This window comes from Nocardiopsis sp. NPDC006832 (genome assembly GCF_040635885.1).
In the GTDB taxonomy this organism is placed as follows: domain Bacteria; phylum Actinomycetota; class Actinomycetes; order Streptosporangiales; family Streptosporangiaceae; genus Nocardiopsis.
In genome coordinates, this window is record NZ_JBEYLC010000010.1 from 91,902 (window position 1) to 116,788 (window position 24,887).

General features: G+C 70.9%; 22 protein-coding genes. 6 read left to right on the forward strand and 16 right to left on the reverse strand.

From position 1 onward, the window contains the following. Positions 1–39: 39 nt before the first annotated feature. The 14 genes from eboE to ABZ717_RS07685 all read right to left on the reverse strand — a co-directional run bounded on the left by eboE (position 40) and on the right by ABZ717_RS07685 (position 17,362). Positions 40–1,203: a metabolite traffic protein EboE gene (eboE, locus tag ABZ717_RS07620; protein ID WP_358506992.1), complete on the reverse strand. Its 1,164-nt coding sequence runs from the start codon at positions 1,201–1,203 to the stop codon at positions 40–42. Further along, on the reverse strand, positions 1,200–2,069 hold the full coding sequence (locus ABZ717_RS07625; protein WP_358506994.1) for a TatD family hydrolase: 870 nt from the start codon (positions 2,067–2,069) through the stop codon (positions 1,200–1,202). Before ABZ717_RS07625 ends, eboE begins: the two co-directional genes overlap by 4 nt. Continuing rightward, positions 2,070–2,726, reverse strand: coding sequence for an EboA domain-containing protein (locus ABZ717_RS07630; RefSeq protein WP_358506996.1), 657 nt, complete (start codon positions 2,724–2,726; stop codon positions 2,070–2,072). It lies immediately after the preceding gene. Continuing rightward, a complete protein-coding gene (locus ABZ717_RS07635) occupies positions 2,723–3,568 on the reverse strand; it encodes a sugar phosphate isomerase/epimerase family protein (RefSeq protein ID WP_358506998.1) in 846 nt (281 codons plus the stop codon). Before ABZ717_RS07635 ends, ABZ717_RS07630 begins: the two co-directional genes overlap by 4 nt. Next, entirely contained in the window at positions 3,565–4,446 is an 882-nt protein-coding gene (locus ABZ717_RS07640) for an SCO3242 family prenyltransferase (protein ID WP_358507000.1), read from the reverse strand. The genes ABZ717_RS07635 and ABZ717_RS07640 overlap by 4 nt, the downstream gene beginning before the upstream one ends. Further along, positions 4,443–5,600, reverse strand: a complete 1,158-nt coding sequence (locus ABZ717_RS07645) for an inositol-3-phosphate synthase (protein WP_358507002.1) — start codon at positions 5,598–5,600, stop codon at positions 4,443–4,445. The genes ABZ717_RS07640 and ABZ717_RS07645 overlap by 4 nt, the downstream gene beginning before the upstream one ends. A 14-nt stretch (positions 5,601–5,614) precedes the next feature. Further along, complete coding sequence (locus tag ABZ717_RS07650) at positions 5,615–6,370, reverse strand: hypothetical protein (RefSeq protein WP_358507004.1); 756 nt, start codon at positions 6,368–6,370, stop codon at positions 5,615–5,617. Between the two features lie 74 nt (positions 6,371–6,444). Then, positions 6,445–10,272, reverse strand: a complete 3,828-nt coding sequence (locus ABZ717_RS07655; RefSeq protein WP_358507006.1) for a ThuA domain-containing protein — start codon at positions 10,270–10,272, stop codon at positions 6,445–6,447. Positions 10,273–10,462: 190 nt separating this feature from the next. Beyond that, positions 10,463–11,347: a sugar phosphate isomerase/epimerase gene (locus ABZ717_RS07660; RefSeq protein ID WP_358507008.1), complete on the reverse strand. Its 885-nt coding sequence runs from the start codon at positions 11,345–11,347 to the stop codon at positions 10,463–10,465. Next, a complete protein-coding gene (locus tag ABZ717_RS07665) occupies positions 11,348–12,562 on the reverse strand; it encodes a substrate-binding domain-containing protein (protein WP_358507010.1) in 1,215 nt (404 codons plus the stop codon). It lies immediately after the preceding gene. Between the two features lie 6 nt (positions 12,563–12,568). Beyond that, positions 12,569–13,612, reverse strand: coding sequence for an ABC transporter permease (locus ABZ717_RS07670; protein WP_358507012.1), 1,044 nt, complete (start codon positions 13,610–13,612; stop codon positions 12,569–12,571). Then, a complete protein-coding gene (locus ABZ717_RS07675; RefSeq protein WP_358507014.1) occupies positions 13,609–14,697 on the reverse strand; it encodes an ABC transporter permease in 1,089 nt (362 codons plus the stop codon). Before ABZ717_RS07675 ends, ABZ717_RS07670 begins: the two co-directional genes overlap by 4 nt. Continuing rightward, positions 14,694–16,208: a sugar ABC transporter ATP-binding protein gene (locus tag ABZ717_RS07680; RefSeq protein ID WP_358507016.1), complete on the reverse strand. Its 1,515-nt coding sequence runs from the start codon at positions 16,206–16,208 to the stop codon at positions 14,694–14,696. Before ABZ717_RS07680 ends, ABZ717_RS07675 begins: the two co-directional genes overlap by 4 nt. Next, positions 16,205–17,362: a Gfo/Idh/MocA family oxidoreductase gene (locus ABZ717_RS07685; protein WP_358507068.1), complete on the reverse strand. Its 1,158-nt coding sequence runs from the start codon at positions 17,360–17,362 to the stop codon at positions 16,205–16,207. Before ABZ717_RS07685 ends, ABZ717_RS07680 begins: the two co-directional genes overlap by 4 nt. A 115-nt stretch (positions 17,363–17,477) precedes the next feature. Here ABZ717_RS07685 and ABZ717_RS07690 point away from each other — a divergent pair, with 115 nt between their 5' ends. Further along, entirely contained in the window at positions 17,478–18,662 is a 1,185-nt protein-coding gene (locus ABZ717_RS07690) for an ROK family transcriptional regulator (RefSeq protein ID WP_358507018.1), read from the forward strand. 3 nt (positions 18,663–18,665) lie between these two features. Here ABZ717_RS07690 and ABZ717_RS07695 read toward each other — a convergent pair whose 3' ends face one another. Beyond that, positions 18,666–20,075, reverse strand: a complete 1,410-nt coding sequence (locus ABZ717_RS07695; protein ID WP_358507020.1) for a DUF6177 family protein — start codon at positions 20,073–20,075, stop codon at positions 18,666–18,668. A gap of 156 nt (positions 20,076–20,231) precedes the next feature. Then, a complete protein-coding gene (locus ABZ717_RS07700; protein ID WP_358507022.1) occupies positions 20,232–20,855 on the reverse strand; it encodes a DUF6069 family protein in 624 nt (207 codons plus the stop codon). 89 nt (positions 20,856–20,944) lie between these two features. Between ABZ717_RS07700 and alr the strand changes: the two genes are divergently transcribed. The 5 genes from alr to tsaD all read left to right on the forward strand — a co-directional run bounded on the left by alr (position 20,945) and on the right by tsaD (position 24,873). Then, positions 20,945–22,072: an alanine racemase gene (alr, locus tag ABZ717_RS07705; RefSeq protein WP_358507024.1), complete on the forward strand. Its 1,128-nt coding sequence runs from the start codon at positions 20,945–20,947 to the stop codon at positions 22,070–22,072. Positions 22,073–22,189: 117 nt separating this feature from the next. Beyond that, entirely contained in the window at positions 22,190–22,702 is a 513-nt protein-coding gene (gene tsaE / locus ABZ717_RS07710; protein WP_358507026.1) for a tRNA (adenosine(37)-N6)-threonylcarbamoyltransferase complex ATPase subunit type 1 TsaE, read from the forward strand. Positions 22,703–22,713: 11 nt separating this feature from the next. Further along, a complete protein-coding gene (gene tsaB / locus ABZ717_RS07715; RefSeq protein ID WP_358507028.1) occupies positions 22,714–23,385 on the forward strand; it encodes a tRNA (adenosine(37)-N6)-threonylcarbamoyltransferase complex dimerization subunit type 1 TsaB in 672 nt (223 codons plus the stop codon). 23 nt (positions 23,386–23,408) lie between these two features. After that, positions 23,409–23,849, forward strand: a complete 441-nt coding sequence (rimI, locus tag ABZ717_RS07720) for a ribosomal protein S18-alanine N-acetyltransferase (protein WP_358507029.1) — start codon at positions 23,409–23,411, stop codon at positions 23,847–23,849. Beyond that, positions 23,842–24,873 carry a tRNA (adenosine(37)-N6)-threonylcarbamoyltransferase complex transferase subunit TsaD gene (gene tsaD / locus ABZ717_RS07725; RefSeq protein WP_358507031.1) on the forward strand — a complete coding sequence of 344 codons (1,032 nt, stop codon included), beginning with the start codon at positions 23,842–23,844 and terminating at the stop codon, positions 24,871–24,873. The genes rimI and tsaD overlap by 8 nt, the downstream gene beginning before the upstream one ends. The last annotated feature ends 14 nt before the right edge of the window (positions 24,874–24,887 follow it).

A 24,887-nucleotide genomic window follows, 5' to 3' on the forward strand; every position in this document is an offset into this window, starting at 1 on the left:
AACGGTCCCTTCCTTCGGGGGTCACGGGCCATCGGGCGTTCACAGGGCGGTCAGTCCGAGGTCGAGGAGCCGGTCCCGGGTCCAGGCGAGCTCGGCGGCGATCCCCTCGATCAGCCCGTCCTCGCCCACGGGCCTGCTGCCCTCGGGCAACACCGTCCAGGTGTAGGTCTCGACTTCGAGGTGGTCGGTGCGGGCGCCCTCGGGCCCCAGGAGGTGGGCGAGGGTCTCGGTGAGGTGGTCGGTGGTGCCGCGCAACGGTTCGTTCGCGGGGGAGTGCAGGGGCGCGTGGAAGTGGGTGCGCCAGGGGCCGCGTCCGCGCAACGGGCGAGGGCCGTGGAGGGCGTCGGGCAGGTCGTCGCGGCCCTGGGCGCGCCCGCCCACGAGCTCACGGGTCTGGTGCAGGAACCGGTCCTCGGCGAAGGCGGCGAGCGCCTCCCTGGCCCGAGGGGCGGACGGGTCGGGGACCTCCAGGGCCGCCGACACCTGGGTCTTGACCACCGGCAGCCCGGCGTCGGCCAGGCGGGCGAGCGCCGGTCCGGGTTCCTCGAACCCCACCGCCAGGTGGCAGGTGTCCAGGCACACGCCCAGGTGCGCGGGCGATCCGGAGAGGAACCGGGCGGCGTCGTGGGTGCTCTCCACCACGCACCCCGGTTCGGGTTCCAGGGCGACCCGGACCGGGCGTCCCGCGTCGGCGAGTTCGGCCAGGGCCCCGGACAGCTCGGTCAGGTGCCCGCGGGCGACCACCAGCCGCTCCGACGACCAGGGCTCCCGCCAGGCGAGGGGCAGGGTGGAGACGCTACCCCGGGCGGCGTCGTCGGGCATCAGCCGGGCCAGGATCCGGGCGCAGTCCACCGTGTAGTCCAACCGGGCGCGGTCGGTCCAGTCCGGACTGTAGACGGCGTGCTTGACCACCGGGTCGTGGAAGCCGGTGTAGGGGAACGCGTTGAGGGTGACGGTCTCCAGCCCCGCCGTCTCCAGGCCCTCGCGCAACCGGTCGACCAGGGCGGGGTCCGCGGCCAGCTCGCGGGCCAGGGGAGCGGGAAGCCACAACCCGAGCCCCAACAGGTCGACGCCCAGGGCGGAGCGGACCCCGCCGCCGAACACCCGGATCTGGCGCAGGACACCGTCGAGGTCCTCGGCCGGGTGGACATTGGTGCAATAGGCCAGATGGACGACGGTGCCGTCGGGGTGGCGGAACCTCATCCGGCGTCCCCCTCGGGGCGTTCGCCGCGCAGGATCGAGTTGCCCTCGAAGGTCGCCCCGACCGACGAGGCGCCCTCCAACGACAGGCGACCGCTTCGGGCGAAGAAGTCCACCGGGTTGCGCCACAGCACCCGGTCCACCTCGTCGTCGGTGAAACCCGCGGCCAGCATGGCCCGCCCCGTGTACAGGGTCGAGAGCGGGTCGCTGTGCCCCCAATCGGCGGCCGAGTTCACCACCATCCGGTCGGTGCCCCACTCCGAGAGGATCCGCACCATCCGGTCCGGGTCCATCTTGGTGTCGGGGTAGATGGAGAAACCCATGACGCACCCGGAGTCGTGCACCATCGCCACGGTGGTCTCGTTGAGGTGGTCCACCAGCACCATCTCGGGGGAGACACCCGACTCGGCGACCAGCCGGAGCGTGTGCCGCGTCCCCTCGGCCTTGTCCCGGTGCGGGGTGTGCACCAACACCGGCAGGGCGAACTCCTTGGCCAGCTCCAGCTGCCGGCGGAAGACCTTCTCCTCCTCCGGGGTGCGCGAGTCGAAGCCGACCTCGCCGACCGCCACCACACCGTCCTTGGCCAGGTAACGGGGGAGGACGTCGAGCACCCCGGTCAGCCGGGGGTCGTTGGCCTCCTTGGGGTTGAGCGCGATGGTGCAGTGGTGGGCGATCCCGAACTGTGCGGCGCGGAAGCGCTCCCAACCGATGAGTCCGTCGAAGTAGTCGCGGAAGGAACCGACGCCGGTGCGCGGCTGCCCCGTCCAGAAGGCGGGTTCCACCAGCGCTCGCACCCCGGCGTCGTACATCGCCCGGTAGTCGGTGGTGGTGCGCGAGGTCATGTGGATGTGAGGTTCGAAGATGCGCATTCAGCCCTCCTGCGGCCGTTCGTGGAAGGGGTGTTCGGGGAAACGGTCCAGGACCGACCGGGCGTCGGCCGGTACGGCCCGACCCGCGGCCGCGCGTTCGTGGGCGAAGTCCGCGCACATGCGGGCCAGTTCGAGGTCGACCCGGGTGTCCAGCCCCGCCACCAGACGCAGCGGCACCCCGACGAACAGGCACTTGAGCACGGTCTGTCGCCAGGCGTGGTCGTCCAACAGGGACTGGGCGGGATTCGCGGCCGCCGCCGCGATCAGCCGGGTGTCGTTGGTGCGCAGGCCGTCGGCGAGCAGGTTCCGCATCGTCCCCGCGACCTCGGGCACCGTGCCGTCCAGCAGGTGGAGGCCGTGCAGCACCGCGCGTTTCTCGTCGGCGTCGCCGTATTCGTACAGATCGGTGATCTCCGTGGCCGCGTCCGCCGGCGGCAGGGAGCCCACCACGGTCCGTAGGAGTTCGATCCGGGCCGAATCCTCCACCGTCGGTCCGAGTGTTCCGGTGGGGTCGCCCGAAGGTCCGGGCCCACGGGCCACCCGCCGCCCCACCGCGGGGAAGAGAACGGCGACACGGGAGGGCCGCTCCGCCACCTGGGCGCACAGGGAGTCCAACACCGATCGGGCCTTGTCGTCCAACGGCTCCAACGCGCTCAAGCCTCCTCCTCGACCCGGGCCCAGGCGGCGTCCAGGGCGCGCTTGGACCTCTCCGCGACCACCGGGGCGGCGTGACCGTGCCGGGGCAGCTCCACCGACGCCATGCCGGTGTATCCCACCCGGCGCAGGGCGCCCAGGACCCCGGGCAGGTCGATCTCGCCGTCCCCGAACTCCAGGTGCTCGTGTACGTGGGGGCGCATGTCGTCCAGTTGCACGTTGGCGATCAGCGGGCCCGCCCGCTCGACCGCGCCCTCGGGGCCATCGGGTTCGTTGCACACCCCGTGGCCCACGTCGAGGGTCACCCGCAGCCGCTCGGGGTCGCCGAGCCTGCTCCGTAGCTCCAGGACGTCCGCCAACCGTTCGGCGAACATGCCCGGTTCCGGTTCGAAGGCGCAGTCCACGCCCAGTTCGTCCGCGACGACCAGGACCTTCTCCACCTCCGAGGTGAGCCGGTCCCACCCCTGGCCGATGGTGGCGCCCTCGGGCAGGATCCCGGACCAGAAGGACACCGCCTCGGCTCCCAGCTCGTCGGCGACGCGCACCGCGCGTTTGAGCAGGTCGACCCGGACGTCCCGGCCGGTGTCGGAGACCAGGGTGGGCTCGTGCTTGCGTCGGGGATCCAGCAGGTAGCGGGCACCGGTCTCGATCACCGACGCCAGACCCAAGGTGTCCAGCCGGCGCCCGATCGCCCTCACCCGGGCCTTGGCGTCCAGGGAGAACGGATCCAGGTGCGGGTGGTCCAGGGTCAGCCCGACCCCCTCGTACCCGAGGTCGGCGATGATCGAGAGCGCGTCGTCGATCCGGTGGTCCCAGAACCCGTTGGTGCCGTATCCGAACCTCATGTCACCGCCACCCTCCGCGAAGCACGGGCGACGACGGGGGCTCCCACCGCCAGCGCGCAGGCCGGTACGGGTGCGCCATAGCGGGACAGCAACGCGGCCTGGAGCGGAATCATGCCGCGGATGCCCACGCCGGTCGCCTCCCGCGCGTGTTCGGCCGCGGGGTCGGCCAGCGCCCGCCCCTGGGCGAGGCCGACCGTGCCGGCGTAGGCCCCCGCGAACATCCCGGCGATCACCTCGTCCACCGCGTCGCGCGGGGTCTGGGGTCCGGTCCGGCCGGGAAGGGCCGCCACGACGGCCCCGGCCAGGGTGCAGGCCAACGAGCCCGCAGCGATCCCCGGGCGGGTGCCGTGCACCTCGCCCCGGCTCAGCGCGGTCACACCCAGGGTGTGCACGGCCATCGCCACGGCCGGCCGCACCGCCCGCCCGGGTCGGTCGCCGGCGCCGAGCAGAACGTCCAGACCGCGGGCCGTCGCCATCCCCAACGGCGACAGCCGGGTGGGTTTGAGCACCAGGTCGTAGGTCCACACCGTCGCGGCCAGGGCGGAGGCGACCAGTGCCGTCCGCCGCCCGCCGGCCAGCGCCGCCACACCCACACCCGCCACCGTGAGCCCGGACGCGACCGCCAAGGCCTCGCCGGGAGCCACCGCGCCGGAGGGGATGGGGCGTTCGGGGCGTTCGGCCGCGTCCAACTCGCGGTCGGCGTAGTCGTTGAGGGCCATCCCCGCCCAGTACAGACACACCGAGGAGAGCGGCAACGCCCACGTACGCGGCTCGCGCAGCCGTCCTGCGGCGGCCGCCCCGGTCAGGGTGTCGCCCAGGACGGAGAGGGCGGCGGGCAGGCGCACGAGACGGGCCAATGATCGGACCTTCGCGTTCATCTTCGAGCACCCCCGTCCTCGGCGCACCAGGCGGTCAGGGCCCGCCACTGCTCGGAGAGCCCGTGCACGTCGCTCGCGGCCGGGTCCTTGAAGAAGAAGCCCAGTTCCGGCACCGGTCCGACCCGGCCGCACCGGTGGGCGTGCGCGGCCAGCCGGGCCAGGTCCAGCACCAACGGGGCGGCGAGGGCCGAGTCGTACCCCGACCAGGTGAACTGCAGGGTCATCCTGGCGCCCAGGAACCCCTCGAAGGACACGTGGTCCCAGGCGGTCTTGGTGTCGCCCAGGTCCGGCACGTAGTCGATGTGCAACGGACCGTCCACCGGGTGCCCCAGCAGGTGCTCCAGGCCACGCGCCTTGGACGCGGACTTGTTGTCGTTGCTCTCGGGGTCGTCGAGGGTGCGCCCGTCCCCGCCGCCCAGCAGATTGGTGGAGGACCACGAACGCACCCGAAGGGCGCGCGCGGCGAACATGGGCGCCAGCGCGCTCTTGACCAGGGTCTCCCCGGTCTTGCCGTCCGAACCGGCCCACGGCAGCCCCAGCCGTTCCGCCAGGGTGGCCAGAGCGGGCGGACGGGGCCCCGCGTTGGGCGTGAACTCCACGAAGGAACAGCCCGCGCGCAGGGCCGCGTACGCGTAGACCGAGCTCGCCGGAACCCGGGCGGTTCCCGCGTCCAGGGCCGCCTCCAGGAGGTCGGGATCGGCGAGCTCGGGGCTCGGTCTCGGAGTCGGCTCGGTGCTGGACACGTCCACGACCACCACCCGCTCCAGCGACTCCGCTTCGGCGAACTCCCGGATGTCCTCCTCCAGGGCGTCCGCGTCGCGGCGGGAGAACCCCTCGGAGCGTGGCTCCAGCCCCTTGCGGATCCGCCGGTCCACCTCGCCCAGTTCCTCGGCGAACGCCTCGGGCAGGTGCGGCGGCACCACCCCCGACCTGGCCAACGGCTCCGCGCTCTTGACCAGATGGGTACCGCGGACGTCGTGACCGGCGAACACCAGGTCACCGATGCCGGGCAGGTCCGCGTCGGCGAACTCGGGGCGTTCGGTGACGCACCCGGTCGGCTCGGCGGCTCCGGCCCGGACGGCCAGGGCGCCGAGGACGGCCGTGGTGGCGACCGATCCGCGCGCCCCCACCGACCACACTCCGATTCGTGTCATACGGAACTCCCCTGTCAGTGGTCGTGGTCTCCGGGCGCTCCGTCGACGGCCCCGTCGCCGTCCTCGGCCTCGTCGGGCTCCAACGCGCCGCTGCCCGGGGCGGCCGGGAGGTACAGGTGGATGTGGCCGTGACCGGCGTCGATGCTGATCACGTCCAGTTGGGTGGCGGCCACCGACCACGCGCGAACCGCCTGGTCACGCAGGTCGATGGTGAGTTCGAGGAGTTCGGCGCCCTGTTCCCCGTCGGCGGCGACGGCGACGTCGAGGGTGTCCAAGGTGGATCCGAGCACGTCCACGGAGCCGCGCAGACCCGCGTGGGTGACGTTGAAGCCGGTCTCGCCGGACTCGGCGTGGTCCAGGTGGGCGCGGGCGTTGTCGGTGGTCCGGTTCCAGTCGGCGATGGTGTCGGAGTCGGGGAGGTCCCCGGCGGGCTCGGATCCGTCCTCGGGCAGCGCCTCGCCCAGGGCCTCCAGGACGGGCACGAGTTCCTCGTGCGCGGCGCGGGTGTGCTCGATGAGCTCCGCCACCTGGCCGACGTGACGATCGGTCGCGGAGGCCTCCAACTCGGCGACGCGGGCCGGGTCGGGGGTGACGGCGCCATCACCGCCGTCGACGATCGTGACCACCAGCGCGACGACGGCGCCCACGAGCAGGATGGATCCGCCGGTCAACCACCAGGTGAGGCGGCCGGCCTCGCGGGTCACCACCTTCTCGGTCGTGTCGGGCCCGGCCGAGCCCCGATCGTCCTTCTGTCGTTTCCGGGTGCTCAACTGGCACCTCCTGTCCTGGCGCTGACCGGCTGGGGGGAGCGGCGGGGCCGAGGCCGGCCCCGCCGCGGGTGGTGCTATTCGATGTCGGACACCTGGACGTCGCGGAACCACACCGTGTCGGCGTCACCGTGGTTCTGCAGACCGACGTGTCCCGCGGACAGGTCACGGTCGGGGTCGGTGTTCTCGAACTCGTTGACCAACTCGCCGTTGATCAGGATCCGGATGTGGGGGTCCGTGACCTCGATCTCCATCGAGTTCCACTCGCCCACGACCTCCGGGTGGGAGGTGGCCGCCTGGAAGTCGTAGACGGCGCCCGTCCGGGTGATCGGGTCGCCCTCCGGCGCGCCGAACGGATCGATCTGGATCTCGTAGCCCTCGTCGACGGCGACCCACGGGTCGTCACCGGGCTCGGGGAAGCCGACGAAGACTCCGGAGTTGTCGGTCTCCTCGTGAGTCAGGTAGTCGACCTTCAACCGGTAGGAGTCCAGCTCCGTCTCGTGCCAGAGCAGCCCCATGCCGCCGGACGATTCGAGCACGCAGCCCTCGTCGGTCTCGACGACGTCGAAGCCGCCCGGACCGGCCATGTTCCAGCCGTCCAACGACTCGCCGTCCCACAGGGCGGTAGCGCCGTCGTCGACGTTCGGCGGCTCGCAGCCCTCGGGCTCGGGTTCCGGCTCGGGTTCGGGTTCCGGTTCGGGCTCCGGCTCCTCTCCGTGGTGATCGGCGTTCACGTCGAAGTAGTTGAGGTTGAACAGGTTCTCGTCCGCACCGGCGTCCCCGTTGGTGAAGACCAGGAACAGTTCCATCGTGCCGCCCGGGTCGGTGACGTCCATGGTGACGTCGGCCCACTCCTGCCAGCCGCCGGTGGGTTCGACGTCGACGGAGCCGACCACTTCACCGTCGGGGGCACCCGCGCGGGCCTCGATGGCGCCGCCCGCTCCTTCGGAGGCCACACGGAAGTCGATCTGCTCGACCCCGTGCAGGTTGACCGGGTCGTAGGCGACCCAGCTGCCGTCGAAGACGCCACCGATGTTGCGCAGACCACCCTCGGGGTCCTCGGTGGTCTCGGTGACGACGTTCTCGCTGTCGGTGAAGTACTGCGCCTGCATCCGCGACGGGTTGAGCTTGACCCCGTCGCTGCCGGTCAGGGCCGGGACATCGTCCCCGCCCCCGTCGGTGTACTCGGCCTGGAGCACCCAGAAGATGTTCATGTCGTGGCCGTGACCACCGTCGGTCCCGGTCTCGCTGACACCCTCACAGCCCTCGTACTGGGTCCAGGGATGGGCGTGGGTGTCGTGGCCGAGCGAGGACGTGACCTCCACGTCGGCGCAGTCGACGCCGTCCCCGATCGAGCCGTCCTCGGCGTCCTCCACGGACACCTCGAACGGGATCTCGTCGCCCCAGTCGAAGAACTGACCGTCCAGGGGCGTCTGGAACGCCACCTCGGGCGCGGTGTTGCCCGCGGTGATCGATACCGTGGCCGTACCTGTGCGCCCCTCCTCGTCCGTCAGCGTGAGGGAGACGTTGTAGCGTCCGCCCTCCTCGAAGGTGTGGGTCGGGGAGACCTCGGTCGAACTCTCGCCGTCACCGAAGTTCCACTCGTGGTCGAAGGCGAGACCACCGGGGTGGAAGGACTCCTCCCCGGAGAACTCCACGGTCAGCGGCGCCGCGCCGGAGGTGGCATCGGTGCCGATGCGGGCCACCGGGCTGTCCCCGGAACCCGCGTAGTCGATACGGGAGATCGCCGAGTCCTCGGCGCCGCCGAAGTATCCCGAGCCGTACTCCAGCACGTACAGGGCGCCGTCCGGGCCGAACTCCATGTCCATGGGGTTGGCCAGGTCGATGTCCGGAACGGTCTCGGTGATGTCGAGGACGCCGCCCTCGTCGTCGAGGTGGACCTGCTTGATCCACTGGCGGCTCCACTCGTACAGCAGCGGGACGCCGTCGTAGTACTCGGGCCACTTGTTGTCCGAGTCCAGTTCGGGGTCGAAGTCGTAGGCCGGGCCGCCCATCGGGGCGCCACCGCCCGTGCCCAGGTGCGGGAACTCCTCGGATTCGTCGTAGTCGTACCAGATCGCCGCCGGGGTGATCGGGGGAGTCTTCTCCAGTCCGGTGTTGCGCGGGGAGTCGTTGACCGGGGCGTCGCAGTCGAACGGCTCGCCCGAGGTCCCCTCACCGAAGTCGTGGTCGACGTAGGGGGAGTTGTTCCCGATGCAGTACGGCCAGCCGATGTTGACCGGTTCGGTGATGTGGTGCCACGTCACCGTGTTCTGCGGTCCTCGCTCGGGGTCGGCCTCGGGGGCGTCCGGCCCGTAGTCGGCCAGATAGACGCTGCCGTCCTCCTGGTCGACGCTGAACCGGAACGGGTTGCGCAGACCCATGGCGAGGATCTCGGGGCGGGTCGGTTCACCGTCGGAGGACTCCGGCGGGAACAGGTTGCCCTCGGGGATGTCGTAGCTTCCGTCCTCGTTCACCGAGACCCGCAGCAGCTTGCCGCGCAGGTCGTTGGTGTTGCCCGAGCTGCGCTGGGCGTCGAAGGCCGGGTTGCGGGTCTCGCGCTCGTCGTGCGGGCTGAACCCGTCGGAGCCGAACGCGCTGGTGTCGTCACCGGTGGACAGCAGCAGGTTGCCGTCCGGGTCGAAGTCGATGTCACCACCGACGTGGCAGCACATGCCGCGGGTGGCCTCGACCTCCAGGATCACCTGCTCGCTCTCCAGGTCCAGGCTCGGTTCCTCACCGTCCACGAACTGGAAGCGCGACAGGTTGTTGTGCGCCTCGTAGGGTTCGAAGTCCTCCGGTTCGCCGTCCTCGGGGGCGGCGCCGGACGGGACCCCGTCCAGGACGGGCGCGTAGTACAGGTACACCCACCCGTTCTCCTCGAAGTCCGGGTCCAGGGCCACGCCCTGGAGGCCGTCCTCGTCGTGGTCGTAGACGGGCACGTCCGCCAGCGCGGCGGTGCTGTAGCTGTCCGGCGACCACAGGGACACCTGCCCGTTGCGGGAGGTGTGCATGACCCGGCCGTCCGGCAGGACCGCCATGCCCATGGGTTCGCCGACGTTCTCCTCGCCCTGGGCGAGCGTCACCTTCTCGAAGTTGTCCCATTGAGTGGCACCGCAGTCGCCCTCGACCTGCCCGGCGGCCCACTGGAGGCCTCCCAACAGGTGCTCGGAGAACTCGGGCTCGGTGTAGGACTCGATGGTGTGGCCGCCGCCCGTGTACCAGGACCGACCGCCGTCGTAGACCTGACACCAGGCGATCGGGTGGTCGAAGCCCATCTGCCCGGCGGGGTCGACCTCGTCCTCATAGGAGGCCTCGTTCAGGCCGGCGAGGACGTGTACGTCACCGCGCGGGCTGACGTCGAAGTCGTACCACTCGTCGTGCCGCTCCCAACTCGCCGGGAGCATGTCGGTGGAGGGATGGGCCCGGTCGTTGACCATGACCTCGGCGTCCTGGGTGCCGGGCGGGTGGCTGGAGAAGTACGCGCCGACCAGTTCGCCGTACCACTCCCAGTCGTAGTGGGTGTCGGAGGCGGAGTGGACGCCGACGTAGCCGCCGCCCTCCTGGACGTAGTTCTCGAAGGCGGCCTGCTGGTCCTCGTCCAGGACGTCGCCGGTGGTGGAGAGCCAGATGACCACGTCGAAGCGGGCCAGGTCCTCGTCGTTGAAGACCTCGGCGTCCTCGGTGTGCTCGGTCTCGAAGCCGTGTTCCTCGGCGAGGGCCTCGTAAAGGGCGATGCCGTGCGGGATGGAGTCGTGTCGGAAACCGGTGGTCTTGGAGAAGATGAGCGCGCTGAACGTGTCCTGTTCGGCTTCGTCGGCCTGGGCCGGGACCGACGTCAGGCCGAGGGCCAGGGCGACGGCCGCGGCCGTCGCGGCGAGTGCTCGTAGGGGACTGCTGATCACGGATTACCTCACCTGGGGGTGGGGGTCGATGAGTCCGTGCGGCGTGCCGGCGCCGACGGCAGGGACGATCTCGCGGTCACGGTGGACCGGGCCGGTCGAGGACCGGCGTCCGGTCGCGGTGCGGGCGCGAACCGTTCGGGGTGTTCCTGCTATCGCGTTCGGAGGCGGGGGATGGCCGCCTCATCGTGTGTCAGTACACGGCGGCTCCTTTCGACGGGGGCAGGGAGGTCGTGAGCGGGCGGAGGAAGGCCAGGCCGTCGACAGCGATCGCGTCCTGGGAGACGGCCAGGGGCCGCCACACGGACGCGGCCGTGGCGATGGACTCATTGTCGGCAGTGAACGACTCGATGACCAGGGGTCCAAAGTAACCGGATTTACCCAGGTTGCTCACGATGCGTGACCAGTCCAGGTGGTCGGCTCCGGGCGTCCCACGATCGTTCGCGCAGACCTGGACGTGATGGATCCGGCCGGCGGCGCGGGTGATCGCGTCCGCCACGTCCCGCTCCTCGATGTTCATGTGGTAGAGGTCCAGCGCCAGCCCGCAGTGCTCCGCGGGCAGGTCGGCGAGGACCTCCAGGGCCTGGTCGACGGTGTTGAGCACGCTGGTCTCGTACCGGTTCAGCGGCTCCACGGCCACCCGCACCCCCGCGGCCGACGCGTGGTCGACCACGGGGGCGAGCGCCTCGGTGAGTTCGGCGCGCAGTCCCGCCCGCTCAGACGGGGACATCCGCCACGTACGTCCCACCGAGGCGTAGGCCGGGCCCGCGACGACGGTGGAACCGACCTCCGCCGCGGCGTCCACGACCCGTCTCAGGTAGTCCCGGGTCGCCTGTCGGGTGTCGGTGTCGGTCGCCACCAGTTCCCGACCCGGCCCCATGACCAGCACGACGCTCGCGTCCAACCCCAGGTCCTCCAGGAGGACGCGGGCACGCCGGGGGTCCCAGTCGCCGATGTTCTCCACCGGCAGCTCCAGCAGATCGAACCCCCACCCGGCGACGCGGGGCGCGATCCGTTCCAGCGCGGCGTCGGTCAGCGGAGACGTCCACACCCAGGTGTTGACCCCCAGCGCGCGCATCTACCGGTCCACCCAGGCCTCGGGGAAGCCCGGCAGGTCCTCGCCGCCGAACTTCGCGTAGTGCAGGGACGGCATGTCGGAGTTGCGGTCCAGGTAGTCGTCGAGCTCGTCCTCACGGATCGGGTCCTGAGGCAGGACCCACTCGGCCGGGACCTCCTCGCCGGCCAGGATCATGCCCGCGGCGATGACCGGGGTGCGCCACTGGAAGTTGGAGTACACCGGCGCGATCGCGGTCAGCCCCTCCTCGTCCCACTTGCGCATGAAGCTCAGCTCGTCCTCACCGGCGATCACCGGGTAGGGCTGACCGGCGTCCTCGAAGGCCTCCAGACCCGCCACGGCGCCGTCACCGGCGTCCATCCAGATGCCGTTGACCTCACCGCGCTGCAGGTGCTGGGAGACCAGGTCCTTGATCTGGGCGCCATCGCCCTCGGTGAACTCGAAACCGAGCACGTCCAGCTCGCTGTCGGCGAAGATCTCCTGAGCGGCCGCCCACCGGTGCTCCAGCACGTCGACACCGGGCAGGATGCGCAGTGCCAGGACGGTCGAACCCGGCTCCAGGTTCTCCACCAGGAAGTCGGCCGCGTCGGCGCCATAGGCGTAACCGCCGATCGGATGGATGAACGTGACCATGCAGTCGCTGTTCACGCCACGGTCGAAGACGACAACCGGGACACCGCTCTCACAGGCGGTCTCCACGGCCGGGGTGAGGGTGGCGGTGGTGGACGGGGAGATGATGATCGCGTCGCAGTTCCCCGAGTCCACGAACGCCTGGATGTCGGAGATCTGCTGGTTGTCGTCGTCGGCCGCGTCGGAGCTGTCGAAGCTGCCGATCCGGCCCTCGTCGACCAGCGCCTCGACCTGCTGCTCCATGGTGATGAAGCCGGTCACGCGCCAGGGGTTGGACACCGACGCGTTGGAGAAGCACAGGTGCGCGTCCTCCGGGTCGTCGATGGCGAAGTCGGAGGTGTCGACCCACTCGGGTTCGATCGCCTGCATCCAGGGCTCGTCGGCGGGGCCCTCGGGTTCGATGTCGCGCTGGGCCATCTGGGCGTCGAACTCGGCCTGGTCGAACCACTCGGCGTCCGGGGACAGCTCGCCGCCGTTCTCGCCCTCGGCCGTGCCTTCGTCGGGGTTCTCGGGTGCGTCGGTCGTACAGGCGCTGAGTACCAGTGTCAGGCCGGCCGCGCCGGCGAGGAGTACGCGGGATGCGCGCATGGGGGGTTACCTCCTGGAAGAGTCGAGCTGCCGCTCGTTCGGGGGGTCCGGTCGCCTTCGCGGACGAGTCGGTGGACGCGGGTCGCCGCGACGGGAGGCGTAGGCCACCGCCGCGATGATGATGAGCCCCTGGGCCGTCGGCTGGATGGTCGACGGCAGGTACAGCTGGTTGAACAGGGTGAAGAGCGCCTCCACGGTGAGGGCGCCGAGCACGGCGGCCACGACGGTTCCGCGACCACCGCCCAACACCACGCCGCCCAGGACGACGGCGGTGATGGCGGTGAACTCCAATCCCTCACCGACCTGGGCGGTCACCCCGGCGAAGCCGCCGATCAGGACGGCGGCCACGGTGGCCATGAGGGAGGACCCGACGAAGGCCAGGGTGCGCACCCGCCACACCCGGACCCCGGAGAAGGCGGCGGCGGTGTCGTTGTCACCGGTCGCCATGAGGGAACGTCCGTAGGGCGAACGCATCAGGAGGATCGCCCCGACCGTGAGCACCGCGGCGATGACCAGCGCCCACGGGAGCTGTCCCAGCACCGGGACACCCTCCAGACCGTGTCGGCCGAACACACGGAAGCCCTCCGACAGGGCTCCGGTGGGCGCGCCTCCGGTCCAGTAGCGCACGGCGCCGAACAGGATCAGCATCGTGCCGAGGGTGGTGATGATCGACGGGACCTTCAGCAGGGTGGTGACCAGGCCGTTGACCAGACCCACCAACAGACCGAAGAGCAGCATCAGCCCGATCACCGGGTAGGTCATCGCCTCGTCGCCGTCGATGAGGCGCGCGGCGATCACCACCTGGGCGCCGACCAGCGAACCCACCGACAGGTCGAACTCACCGGAGACGATCACCAGGTACTGGCCGATCGCGAGGACGACCAGCGGGGCCGCCTTCTTCGCGAACGCCATCAGCGGCGGCCCCTCGAAGAACGACGGGTTCTGGGTGGCGATGACCACGAAGATCAGCACCAGCAGCACGGACACGGTCCCGGTACCACCGCGCAGGGTGGACAGGAAGCGGGCGCGGGCGGTCGTCGGTTCGGTCATCGGGTACCTCCCCGGGCCGCGGGTTCCGCTTCCGGTGGTGAAGTCGGGGGATCCGGGGGACCGCCCGCCGAGGGTGGTGCGCCGCCGGAGGGGAAACGGAGGCGGACGGCCGTCCGGGCGTGCTGCCCACGGGCGTAGATGGCCACTGCGGCGATGACGATGGCGCCGCGCAGTACGTCCTTGACGAACGGGTCGACGGACAGGGTGTTGAAGACCGTGTCGAGGGTGGCGAGGATGAACACGCCCGCGACGGTCCCGGCGACGCCGCCGCGCCCGCCCAACAGGTACGTCCCGCCCAGTACGACCGCGGCGATGGCCTCCAGCTCGTAGCCGTTGCCGTACACCAGCGTGTTGCCGGTGCCGAAGCGCGAGGCCAGCAGCAGACCGGCGACGCCGGCCGTCATGGAGCACAGCACGTGCGCGATGATCACCGGCAGCTCGGGGCGGATCCCCGACAGGCGCGCCACCTCGGCGTCACCGCCCACGGCGTACATGTGGAAACCGGTCCGGGTGCGACGCAGGAACAGGATCACGGCCACGGCCAGCGCCAACATCACCAGTGTGGAGACCGGCAGGACGCCGACCCTGGAGAGACCGAACATCTGGAACTCGGCCGGGATCGACCCGCCGGGACCCTGGAAACGAGTGTCCAGGTAGCCCTTGATGATCAGCCCCATGCCCAGGGTGGCGATGAACGGGTTGACCCTCAGCTTGGTGATGATGAGCCCGTTGACCAGGCCGATCAACGCGGCCAGGCCCAAGGTGGCCCCGATGCCGAGGACGATGCGGGAGGGGTCTCCCGCCATCGTGATCGCGGCGACCATGGTGGACAGCGCCGTCACGTACCCCACCGACAGGTCGAGGGAACGACACAGGATCACCAGGGTCTGCCCGATGGCGAGGAACCCCAGCAGACTGGACCGGGTGAACAGGTCCACCGTGTTGGCCGCGGTGAACAGGTTGCCGCCGCGGAGGGCCACGAACAGGGCACCGCCCACCAGCACGATCACCAGGGCGAGGTAGACCAGGCCGGTGGTGCCGGTACGGGCGCGCAGGTTCCTCGAAGCGGAGACGACTCGGGTCACGGGGCGGCCTCCTCACGGTGTACGGAGGCACCGGTGGCCAGGGCCATCACGGTCTCCTCGCTGGAACCACCCGGAAGTTCGCCGGCCACCCGGCCGTCGTCGAGCACGACGAGACGGTCGGACATCCCGATGAGCTCGGGCAGCTCGGAGGATATGAGCAGGATCGCCACCCCGGCGGCGGCGAGTTCGCGCATCAGGGAGTACACGGCCTGTTTGGCGCCCACGTCGATCCCGCGCGTGGGTTCGTCCAGGATCATGACGCCGGGGTCGGTGGCCAGCCACTTGGCCAGAACCACCTTCTGTTGGTTTCCGCCGGACAGGAACCGGACCTCCTGCCCGTGGCCGCCGCGGGCGACCAGCTCCAGGGAGGAGAGGATGCCCGGGATCCGCCGGGCGCGCCGCCCCGAACCGAACGGCAGCACGGCGTCGAGCACCAGGCGGGCGTTGGCCAGGACGGACTGATCGAGCAGTAGGCCCTGGCTCTTGCGATCCTCGGTGACCAACGCCAGGCCGGCGCGTACCGCCTGCCTGGGTGAACGCGGGTCGATCCGACGTCCGTCGACGTGGACCTCACCTCGGGTGAACCGGTCGACGCCGAAGAGCCCGTGCGCGATCTCGGTGCGGCCGCTGCCCTGGAGCCCGGCCAGCCCGACGATCTCGCCGCCGCGTACCTCCAGGTCGATCCCGTCCAGTCGGGTGTTCCCCGCGCCGGACACCGACAGGCGCACCTCGCCCACGTGTTCTCCGTGGGGTCCGAGGGGTTCGGGGAAGACGGAGGAGACCGGCCGGCCCACCATCTTGCGGACCAGCTCCGCGGGTCGGGTGTCGGCGGCCACCATCGTGTCCACCAGGTGACCGTCCTTGAGCACGGTGATGGTGTCGGCCAGGTCGAAGATCTCCTTCAACCGGTGCGAGACGTAGAGGATGCCCACACCGCGCTCCCGCAGCCGGGCGATGATCCGGTAGAGGACCTCGACCTCGTGGTCGGCCAGGGCGGCGGTCGGCTCGTCCATCGAGATGACGCGTGCGTCGTGGGAGAGCGCCTTGACGATCTCCACCACCTGCTGCTCGGCCACCGACAGGTGCCGCACCTTCGACCAGGGGGCGATGCCCGCCAACCCGAGGTCGGCCAGGAGTTCGGCGGTGGCGCTCTCCATCGCCCGATCGTCCACCATGCCCCGGGTGCGGGTCTCCCGCCCGAGGAACACGTTCTGGGCGACCGTGCGCTCCGGGAGCAGGTTGAACTCCTGGAAGACGGTGGAGACCCCGGCGCGCTGGGCCCTGACGGGGTGCTCGAAGGAGACCTCCGCGCCGTCGAGTTCGATCCGGCCGGTGTCGGCCCTGTGCACCCCCGCCAGCACCTTCATGAGCGTGGACTTGCCCGCGCCGTTCTCCCCGACCAACGCGTGCAGTTCGCCGGCGCGCAGCTCCAGGTCGACCCCGTGCAGGACGCGCACGCCCAGGAAGGACTTGCCGATGCCGGTCATCCTGAGCAGGGGCGCGCCGGTCATACCGGTTCCACCTCTTCTATGGCGGGGACGTCGACCCAGCGACGTTCCGCGGCCGAGAGCAGCACGGACTCGGCGATCGCTGCCGCGCGCAGACCGTCGGCGAACACCGGAAGGCCGTCCGGTTCGTCTCCGGCGATCGCCGCCCCGGTGTCGTGGACCAGAGCGTTGAAGCAGTCCTGGTAGCCCTGCGGGTGGCCGACGGGCAGGGTGACCAGACGCGCGGCCTGGGAGCTGAGTTCGGGGTCGTCCCGGGAGATGATCCCGGTCCGGCCGCGCCCGCCCTCCCACAGGGTCTCGGGGTGTTCCTGGTCGAAGCGCAGCGAACCCTTCGTCCCGGAGACCTCCAACACCAACTGGTTCTTCCGGCCCGGGGAGACCTGGCTGATCACGGCGTTGCCCACGGCCCCGCCCCCGGTGGCGAACTGGAAGGACACCAGGTCCTCCGTGGTGACGGGCCGGCCGCCGTTCTCCCCGCGGGTGTCGGTGATCCGGGAGACCTGGGCGCTGACCTCGGTGATGCGGTCGCCGGTGACGAATTCGAGCATGTCGCACCAGTGCGAGCCGATGTCGCCGAAGGCCCGGGTGGGCCCGCCGAGCTCGGGGTCGACCCGCCAGTTGCTCTCCTCGGGGTGGAGGAGCCAGTCCTGTAGGTAGCCGCCATGGGCCAGACCGACCCGGCCGATGGAACCGGAGGCCACGCGCGCGCGGGCCTCGCGCGCCATGGGATGGAAGCGATAGACGAAGGGCACCACGGCGACCCGGCCCGCCGCGGAGGCGGCGCGGGTGAGCTCGCGGGCGGTGTCGGCGTCGGTGGCCAGGGGCTTCTCGCACACCACGTGCTTTCCGGCGGCCAAGGCGGCCAGGGAGAGTGGAGCGTGCAGGTGGTTGGGGGTGCACACGTGCACCACGTCCACGTCGGGGCTGTGGATGAGGTCGAGGGCGTCGGCGTGGGCCCGGGCGATGCCGTGCTCGGCGCGGAACCGTTCCGCCTTGGCGTGGGAGGAACCGGCGACCCCGACGACCTCGCCGCCGTTGGCGCGGACGGCGTGGGAGTGGACCCGTCCCATGAAGCCGGTGCCGACGATCGCCGCTCGGTAGGCCTGGGGGATGGCCGGTCCGGACGAGGGGGCGTCCGAACTTGTGACCTTCTTCACTGACATGTCTGGGACGTTACGTCGGACTTATGTCGACGGTCAAGCATAAGTTGCCGGATCTGGACAAATTAGTTGGCTGACAGGAAATCAATAGATCCTGTGATTCACTGTTCGCATGACGGAAGACGCGCTCACCACGGCCGCACCCGGCGCCGGGACCCTGCTCCGGCTGCTGCGCGACGGCCGCCCCCGCACCCGCTCCGAACTGGCCACCGTCACCGGATTGGCCCGCTCCACCGTCACCCAACGCGTCGACGCGCTCCTGGCCAGTGGACTCATCGGTCCCGCGGGAGAAGCGGTCTCCACCGGCGGTCGCCCGCCCACGACCTTCTCGTTCCGACCCGAGGCGCGAGTGGTCCTGGCCGCCGACCTCGGCGCCACCCACGCGCGTCTGGCCCTCACCGACATGTCCGGCACCGTCCTGGCCGAGGACCGCGCCGACCTCGACATCGCCCTGGGGCCCGAACCCGTCCTGGACTGGGTCGTCGAACACGGCCTCGCCCTACTGGACACCGCCGACCGCGACGCCGACGAACTCCTCGGTGTGGGCATCGGCCTGCCCGGACCGGTCGAACACTCCACGGGACGCGCCGTCAACCCGCCGATCATGCCCGGCTGGGACGACTTCGACGTGGCCGGACACGTCAGCGCCTCGATCCGACGACCCGTGCTGGTCGACAACGACGTCAACATCATGGCCCTGGGCGAACACCACGTCGCCTGGCCCGGCGCCGGACACCTGATGTTCGTCAAGGTCGCCACCGGTATCGGCTGCGGCATCATCAGCGAGGGCCGCGTCTACCGCGGGGCCCAAGGCGCGGCCGGCGACATGGGACACATCCACGTCCCCAACGGCGAACAACGGCCCTGCCGTTGCGGCAACACCGGCTGTCTCGAAGCGGTCGCCAGCGGACACGCCCTCGCCGAGGTGCTCACCTCCGCCGGGGTCCCCGCCACGGGTGCGCGCCAGGTGGTGGAACTGTCCCGGAACGGGTCCGTCCCCGCCCTGCGCGCCCTACGTCAGGCGGGTCGCGACATCGGCGAGGTCCTGGCCGCCGCGGTCAACATGTTCAACCCGTCCGTGATCGTCATCGGCGGCGCGCTGGCCCTGGCCGGAGACCACCTCCTCGCCGGGGCCCGCGAGATCATCTACCAGCGGTCACTGCCGCTGGCCACCGAGAACCTCAGCATCGTCTCCTCCAAGGCCGGGGAGAGCGCCGGCGTCATCGGTGCGGCCGTCATGGTCATCGACCACTGTCTCAGCGCCCGTCACGCCCAGACCCTGGTCATGGGCGCCTGACGGTCACCGGCGACCCGGCTGGGAGCCCGGGGGCCGCAGGTGCCGCATCAGCGACCGGAACCGGCGCCACGCGTCCGGCTCCACCCCGTCCCCGATCCGGTACCAGACCACCGGGGTCATCGGCGGGCCGAACGCCTCGCCGCGAACCGGGGCGGCCAGCGCGCTCGACCTGCCGACCGCCAACACGCCCTCGGCGCCCACCGCCAGTCCCACCGGGATCGGCACGCCGGCCCAGCGCGGTGGCTGGAGCAGGTCGGTACGACCCATCGCGCGTCGCACGGTCATGGACCGCAGCCCGTCACGCTCGGCCAGTTCCCGCACCAGCGGCTCCAGCGCCTCCAGATCCGGTTCGTCCTCCGTCGCGACCGTGAAACGCACGCTCTCGCGCACCCCGGAGGTGATGGGGGAGACCCGCCAACGCCCACCGAACACGGGTTCGGCTCCGTGCGGGCCGTGGAAGAGGGCGGTGGTCTCACCGGGGGCGCGCCCCCGGGCCAGGGTGGTGAGGTCGACGGTGTCCCACTCGCGGGAGAGCGGTTCGGCCACGCCCCACACCGCGGGCGGGGCTCCGCCGAGCCGTTCGGCGAGCAGTTCCACCACCCCTCCCAGCTCCGGCTCGTCGGAGGCGGGGTGGTCCATCTGCAGGTCCACGTGCAGGTGGGAGCCGGTGACGTGTTGCTGTCGTGCTCGAAAGTCCGGGTGGGGGCCGTCCGCCGCCCGCATCCGAGAGTCGGGGACATAACCCACGTCGTCCCGCCACACCAGCGGGAGACCGTTGAAACCGTCGTAGTGGTGGCCGTCGTCGGTACGCACCACCCAGGTGGCGTTCGGGTCGCCCAAGAGCCCGCGCAGGGCGTGCGTGAGCACACTGTCGGAGGGGGTGACCACCTGCAACCCGAGGCCCTCGCGCCCGTACCGGGCCAGGGCGTCCACCAACCAGCCGGACAGCGACACGATCGGGCGGTCCTGCACCAGCACCGCGTGTCGCTCGGTCACCGCGCTCACCGCCGGATGGTCGGTGCCCCCGAGCAGGTGGGGTTCCCGCACAAGCCGCGACTCCGGTTCCCACACGACCCCGCCATGTCTTTCGACCAGGGCTTCGGTGAAACGGCGGGCCAACGCCGACGTGTCCACGTCCTCCAACTCGGTGCCCCTCGCCTCCACCCACAGCGGCTGCGCGGGAAGCTCGTCGGCGAGGCCCCGGCCCAGCAGGCGGTCGGCCTCGGACGAGGTGGCCAACCTCTGCCCGGACTGCACGGCGAGCACCAACCGCCCGGAGTCCTCGCGCAGCTCCACCACGGTGCCCTCGGCCACCAACCGGATCCGCAACGCCGGATCGACCGCGGCCAGGGCCTCCAGCAACGAACGACGGCCGGGGCTCCGCGCCAACAGGGCGATCACGTCACGACTCAACCGGGGGCTCCTCCACGGGGGATTCAGGGCGACCCATACGTTATCGGCCCCTCCCCGGGCCCCTGGGGCACGGGCGCACGAAAGGGGGACGGGACCTGGCGTCCAGGTCCCGTCCCATTCTTGGTGGCGTCTTCGTCTCGTCGTCGGCGTGTCCGGTCAGACATCTCGGCGAGCACGTTCCTCTTCGGCCTTTTGAAGCTCGGCTCGGGCACGTGCCTCGTCGTACTCGGCGTCCTCTTCCATCGCGTGGTAGCGAGCGGGGTCGTACTCACGCTGGTTCACGTCGGGCAGGATGCCCTCGTGTCGCAGGGCCCGACCGGGACGCTCGTCGGGGGTGGCCGGAACCCGGCTGATGATGGCGCTGCGGCCCACGCCGCGCAACAGCGAGGCGATGGCGATACCGCAGATCAGGTTGACCAGGCCGGTGAAGACCTGACTGGAGAGTTCAGCGCCCTGGGTGAAGGGCGTGAAGGCCGCGATGGCCGTGGCCAGACCCATGATCCAGCCGAAGAACGAGAGCGCGCGTGGCGCCGACAGCAACAGCATGTACAGCAGGGCGGTCGCGAGCAGTGCGACCAGACCCGCCACCAGTGCGTAGCCCACCGTCCCCGCGTCACCCAGGTAACCGGCGTCCTCCGGTGCCAGGACCGGGACGCCGAAGACTCCGCGGACGACCAGGGTCCCCGCGAAGATCACCAGGGCGGCGACCACCGCGGTGGCCAGGCCACCCGACCAGAGCCGGCTGACATTGACGGCTCGTTCACTTCCGTTTTCGTTCATACCGATATCCCTGGAATAGGGCCGTAAGTCGGTCGTAGCCCACATACCCGCAGCTCCCTGACCTAACCAGAGCGTGGAACACTGTGGGTATGGCTCCTTTCGCGCACGCCCGCGTCAACCTGGACGCGATCACCTCCAACGCACGTCTGCTCCGCGAGCGGGCCGGTGGAACACCGCTCATGGGTGTGGTCAAGGCCGACGGGTACGGGCACGGCATGGTGCCCGCGGCCCGCGCCCTCCTCGCCGGCGGCGCGTCCTGGCTGGGCACCGCGCTGATCAAGGAGGGTCTGGAACTGCGTCGGGCCGGGATCACCGTCCCCGTCATGTCCTGGATCATCCCGCCGGGGGAGCCCGTGGGCGAGGCCATCGAGGCCGACATCGACCTGGGCGTCAGCGACCGGGGCGTGCTGGACGAGGTGATCGCCGAGGCCCGGCGTCTGGGGCGGACGGCCCGTGTCCAGCTCAAGACCGACACCGGACTCAACCGCGGTGGTGTGTCCCCCGAGGACTGGGAATCGGTGGTCGAGGCCGCGGCCCGCGCCGAGGAGGAGGGGTTCATCAAGGTCAGCGGGGTGTGGTCGCACTTCGCCTGCGCCGACGAGATCGGACACCCCTCGATCCGCGCGCAGCTGGACGTGTTCCACAGGTCCCTCGACATCGCCGAGAAGGCGGGGTTGGAGCCGCAGGTACGGCACATCGCCAACTCGGCCGCGCTGCTGACCCTGCCCGAGGCCCGATTCGACCTCGTCCGCGGCGGAATCGCGAGTTATGGACTGTGCCCGATTCCGGATTTCGACGTGCCCGGATTGCGGCCCGCGATGACCCTCGAATCCAAGGTCGCGCTCACCAAGCGGGTCCCCGCCGGCAGCGGCGTCTCCTACGGACACCGTTACCTCACCGAACACGAGACCTCCCTGGCACTCGTGCCGCTGGGCTACGCCGACGGCGTCCCCCGGGCCGCCACCAACAAGGGCCCGGTGCTCCTGGGCGGACGTCGCCGCACCATCGCGGGAACAGTCTGCATGGACCAGTTCGTTGTCGATGTCGAGAACGACCCCGTGGCCCCGGGTGAGTACGCGGTACTGTTCGGCGACCCGGACGAGCACCCGAACGTCCCCACCGCTCAGGAGTGGGCAGAGGTCCTGGACACCATCCCGTACGAGATCGTCACGCGGATCGGTGTGCGCGTGCCCCGCGAGTACGTCGGCGGGGCGTGACCCACTCGCCGAAATCGGTCACCGCTACCTCCTGTCCCGCCTAACCTGGGTGAAGAGGGAAATCCGGCGTGCCTCCACGGCCGACCGAAACCACAACCGGAACCAGCTGCGAGCCCGATGACCAACACCACTGCCACCACCAACGGCGTGCCCCACGTCCACGCGGTCACCGCCGCCACCGACGACGCCATGCGCGCCCTGGGCCGTGACCTCGCCGCGCTCACCCGCCCCGGAGACCTGCTCATCCTCTCCGGTCCCCTGGGCGCGGGTAAGACCACCTTCACCCAGGGCCTGGGCCAGGGCCTGGACGTACGAGGATCGGTCACCTCGCCCACCTTCGTCATCTCCCGGATCCACCCCTCCCTGAGCGGCGGACCCGCCCTCGTGCACGTGGACGCCTACCGGCTCGGCGGCTCCGAGGAGATCGACGACATCGACCTGGACATGACCCTCCCGGAGTCCGTCACCGTCGTGGAGTGGGGCGAGGGCGTGGCCGAGGGCCTGGCCGACGACCGGCTGGAGATTCGGATCGAACGCCACCCCGACGACACCCGCACCGTCCACCTGCGCCCGGTCGGCGCCCGGTGGACCGACATCGAACTGCCCGGCACCACGGCCGGGCGCGGATAGGCGGAACACCCGTGTTGCTCCTGGCCTTCGACACCGCCACCTCGGCGGTCACCGCAGCCGTCGGCGAGACCGACGACGAGGGCGCCTTCACCCTCCGCGCGAGCGCGAGTTCGGTGGACGCCCGACGCCACGGTGAACTCCTCACCCCGACGGTGCGTGGTGTGCTCACCGAGTCCGGGCTCGAACCGGCCGACCTCGACCAGATCGTGGTGGGGGTGGGCCCCGGCCCCTACACCGGCCTCCGGGTCGGCCTGGCCACCGGGCACGCCCTCGCCGACGCGCTCGGGATCCCCTGCCACGGGATGACCACCCTGGACGCCCTGGCCTTCGCGACCAAGCGCACCGAACCCTTCCTCGCGATGACCGACGCCCGCCGCAAGGAGGTGTTCTGGGCGCGCTACGACGACCACCTCACCCGGGTGGGCGAGGTGCGGGTCGACCGGCCCGCCGAGATCGACACCGAGGGGCTGCCCCTGGTCGGTGACGGCGCCCGCATGTACACCGAGGCGCTCGACTCCCCGGCCGCGGAACCGTACCTGCCGGACGCCGCCGCCATGGCCGAACTCGCCCTGTCGCGTCTGCACCGTGGTGAGAAGCTCCCCGAACCAGGCCCCCTCTACCTGCGCCGGCCCGACGCCGTCGAACCGAGCGCGCCGAAGAAGGTCCGCCAGTGGGTGAAGTGAGGGCCCGACCGACCCTGCGTCCCATGACCGACGAGGACGTTCCCGCCGTCATGGAACTGGAACGACGCCTGTTCCCGCACGACGCCTGGAGCGAGGGCATGCTCCGCGACGAACTCGCCGAGACCGCCACCCGCCACTACGTCGTGGCCGTGTCCGCCGGCGCCCTCGTCGGCTACGCCGGACTGCGCTTCGTCCCACCCGAGGGCGACGTGCAGACCATGGCCGTGGCCGAGGAGGCCTGGGGGAGGGGCATCGGGCGGGCGCTGCTCACCGAACTCCTCGACCAAGGGGCGGCGCGCGGCGTCACCCACACGTTCCTGGAGGTGCGTTCGGACAACCCACGCGCCCAGGACCTGTACCGACGTTTCGGTTTCGTCGAACTCGGCGTTCGGCGCGGCTACTACAAGGGAGCGGACGCCATCGTCATGCGGCGTATCGCTCAGGAGGGAACCACCGATGAGTGAGCCGTTGATCCTGGGGATCGAGTCGTCCTGCGACGAGACCGGTGTGGCGCTGGTGCGCGGCTGTGAACTGCTCGGTGACTCGGTGGCCTCCAGCGTCGACCAGCACGTGCGCTTCGGTGGAGTGGTACCCGAGGTGGCCAGCCGCGCCCACCTGGAGGCCATGACCCCCACGGTGCACCGCGCCCTGGACAACGCGGGGGTGTCCCTCTCCGACGTCGACGCGATCGCCGTCACCGCGGGCCCCGGTCTGGCCGGAGCCCTGCTGGTGGGGGTGTCCGCCGCCAAGGCCTACGCCATGGCGCTCGGCAAACCGCTGTACGGCGTCAACCACCTGGTCGGCCACGTGGCCGTGGACCAGCTGGAGCACGGTCCGCTGCCCAAGCCGTCCATCGCCTTGCTGGTCTCGGGTGGACACACATCGTTGTTGCTGGTCAACGACCTGGCCACCGACGTGGTCTCGCTCGGCGACACCGTCGACGACGCCGCGGGTGAGGCCTACGACAAGGTGGCCCGGCTACTGGAGCTGCCCTACCCGGGTGGACCGCCCATCGACCAGGCCGCCCAGCGCGGCGACCCCAAGGCGATCCGGTTCCCGCGTGGCAAGTGGGGCGATGGCACCTACGACTTCTCCTTCTCCGGGCTGAAGACCGCCGTGGCCCGCCATGTCGAGGACGCCGACCGTCGGGGCGAGCCCCTGGTGGTCGCCGACATCGCCGCCGCCTTCCAGGAGTCGGTCGTGGACGTGCTCACCCGCAAGGCCGTGGACGCCTGTATGGAGCACGGAGTGCGCACCCTGGTCATCAGCGGTGGCGTGGCGGCCAACTCGGCGCTGCGCGCCCTGGCCGAGCAGCGTTGCGCCGAGGCCGGGATCGAGCTGCGGGTGCCGCGACCCAGGCTGTGCACCGACAACGGGGCGATGATCGCCGCTTTGGGCGCCGAGGTGGTGAAGGCGGGCCTGCCGCCGTCGTCCCTGGCCCTGGCCACGGACACCTCACTACCGGTGGGGTCCCCACTGGCGGTGTGAACCGAGGCTGGAAC

Bases quoted from the DNA above. Each gene is read 5' to 3' on its own strand.
- eboE (WP_358506992.1), bottom strand. From the start codon at position 1,203: ATGAGGTTCCGCCACCCCGACGGCACCGTCGTCCATCTGGCCTATTGC.
- ABZ717_RS07625 (WP_358506994.1), bottom strand. From the start codon at position 2,069: ATGCGCATCTTCGAACCTCACATCCACATGACCTCGCGCACCACCACC.
- ABZ717_RS07635 (WP_358506998.1), bottom strand. From the start codon at position 3,568: ATGAGGTTCGGATACGGCACCAACGGGTTCTGGGACCACCGGATCGAC.
- ABZ717_RS07640 (WP_358507000.1), bottom strand. From the start codon at position 4,446: ATGAACGCGAAGGTCCGATCATTGGCCCGTCTCGTGCGCCTGCCCGCC.
- ABZ717_RS07645 (WP_358507002.1), bottom strand. From the start codon at position 5,600: ATGACACGAATCGGAGTGTGGTCGGTGGGGGCGCGCGGATCGGTCGCC.
- ABZ717_RS07660 (WP_358507008.1), bottom strand. From the start codon at position 11,347: ATGCGCGCGCTGGGGGTCAACACCTGGGTGTGGACGTCTCCGCTGACC.
- ABZ717_RS07665 (WP_358507010.1), bottom strand. From the start codon at position 12,562: ATGCGCGCATCCCGCGTACTCCTCGCCGGCGCGGCCGGCCTGACACTG.
- ABZ717_RS07670 (WP_358507012.1), bottom strand. From the start codon at position 13,612: ATGACCGAACCGACGACCGCCCGCGCCCGCTTCCTGTCCACCCTGCGC.
- ABZ717_RS07680 (WP_358507016.1), bottom strand. From the start codon at position 16,208: ATGACCGGCGCGCCCCTGCTCAGGATGACCGGCATCGGCAAGTCCTTC.
- ABZ717_RS07690 (WP_358507018.1), top strand. From the start codon at position 17,478: ATGACGGAAGACGCGCTCACCACGGCCGCACCCGGCGCCGGGACCCTG.
- ABZ717_RS07700 (WP_358507022.1), bottom strand. From the start codon at position 20,855: ATGAACGAAAACGGAAGTGAACGAGCCGTCAATGTCAGCCGGCTCTGG.
- alr (WP_358507024.1), top strand. From the start codon at position 20,945: ATGGCTCCTTTCGCGCACGCCCGCGTCAACCTGGACGCGATCACCTCC.
- tsaE (WP_358507026.1), top strand. From the start codon at position 22,190: ATGACCAACACCACTGCCACCACCAACGGCGTGCCCCACGTCCACGCG.
- rimI (WP_358507029.1), top strand. From the start codon at position 23,409: ATGACCGACGAGGACGTTCCCGCCGTCATGGAACTGGAACGACGCCTG.
- tsaD (WP_358507031.1), top strand. From the start codon at position 23,842: ATGAGTGAGCCGTTGATCCTGGGGATCGAGTCGTCCTGCGACGAGACC.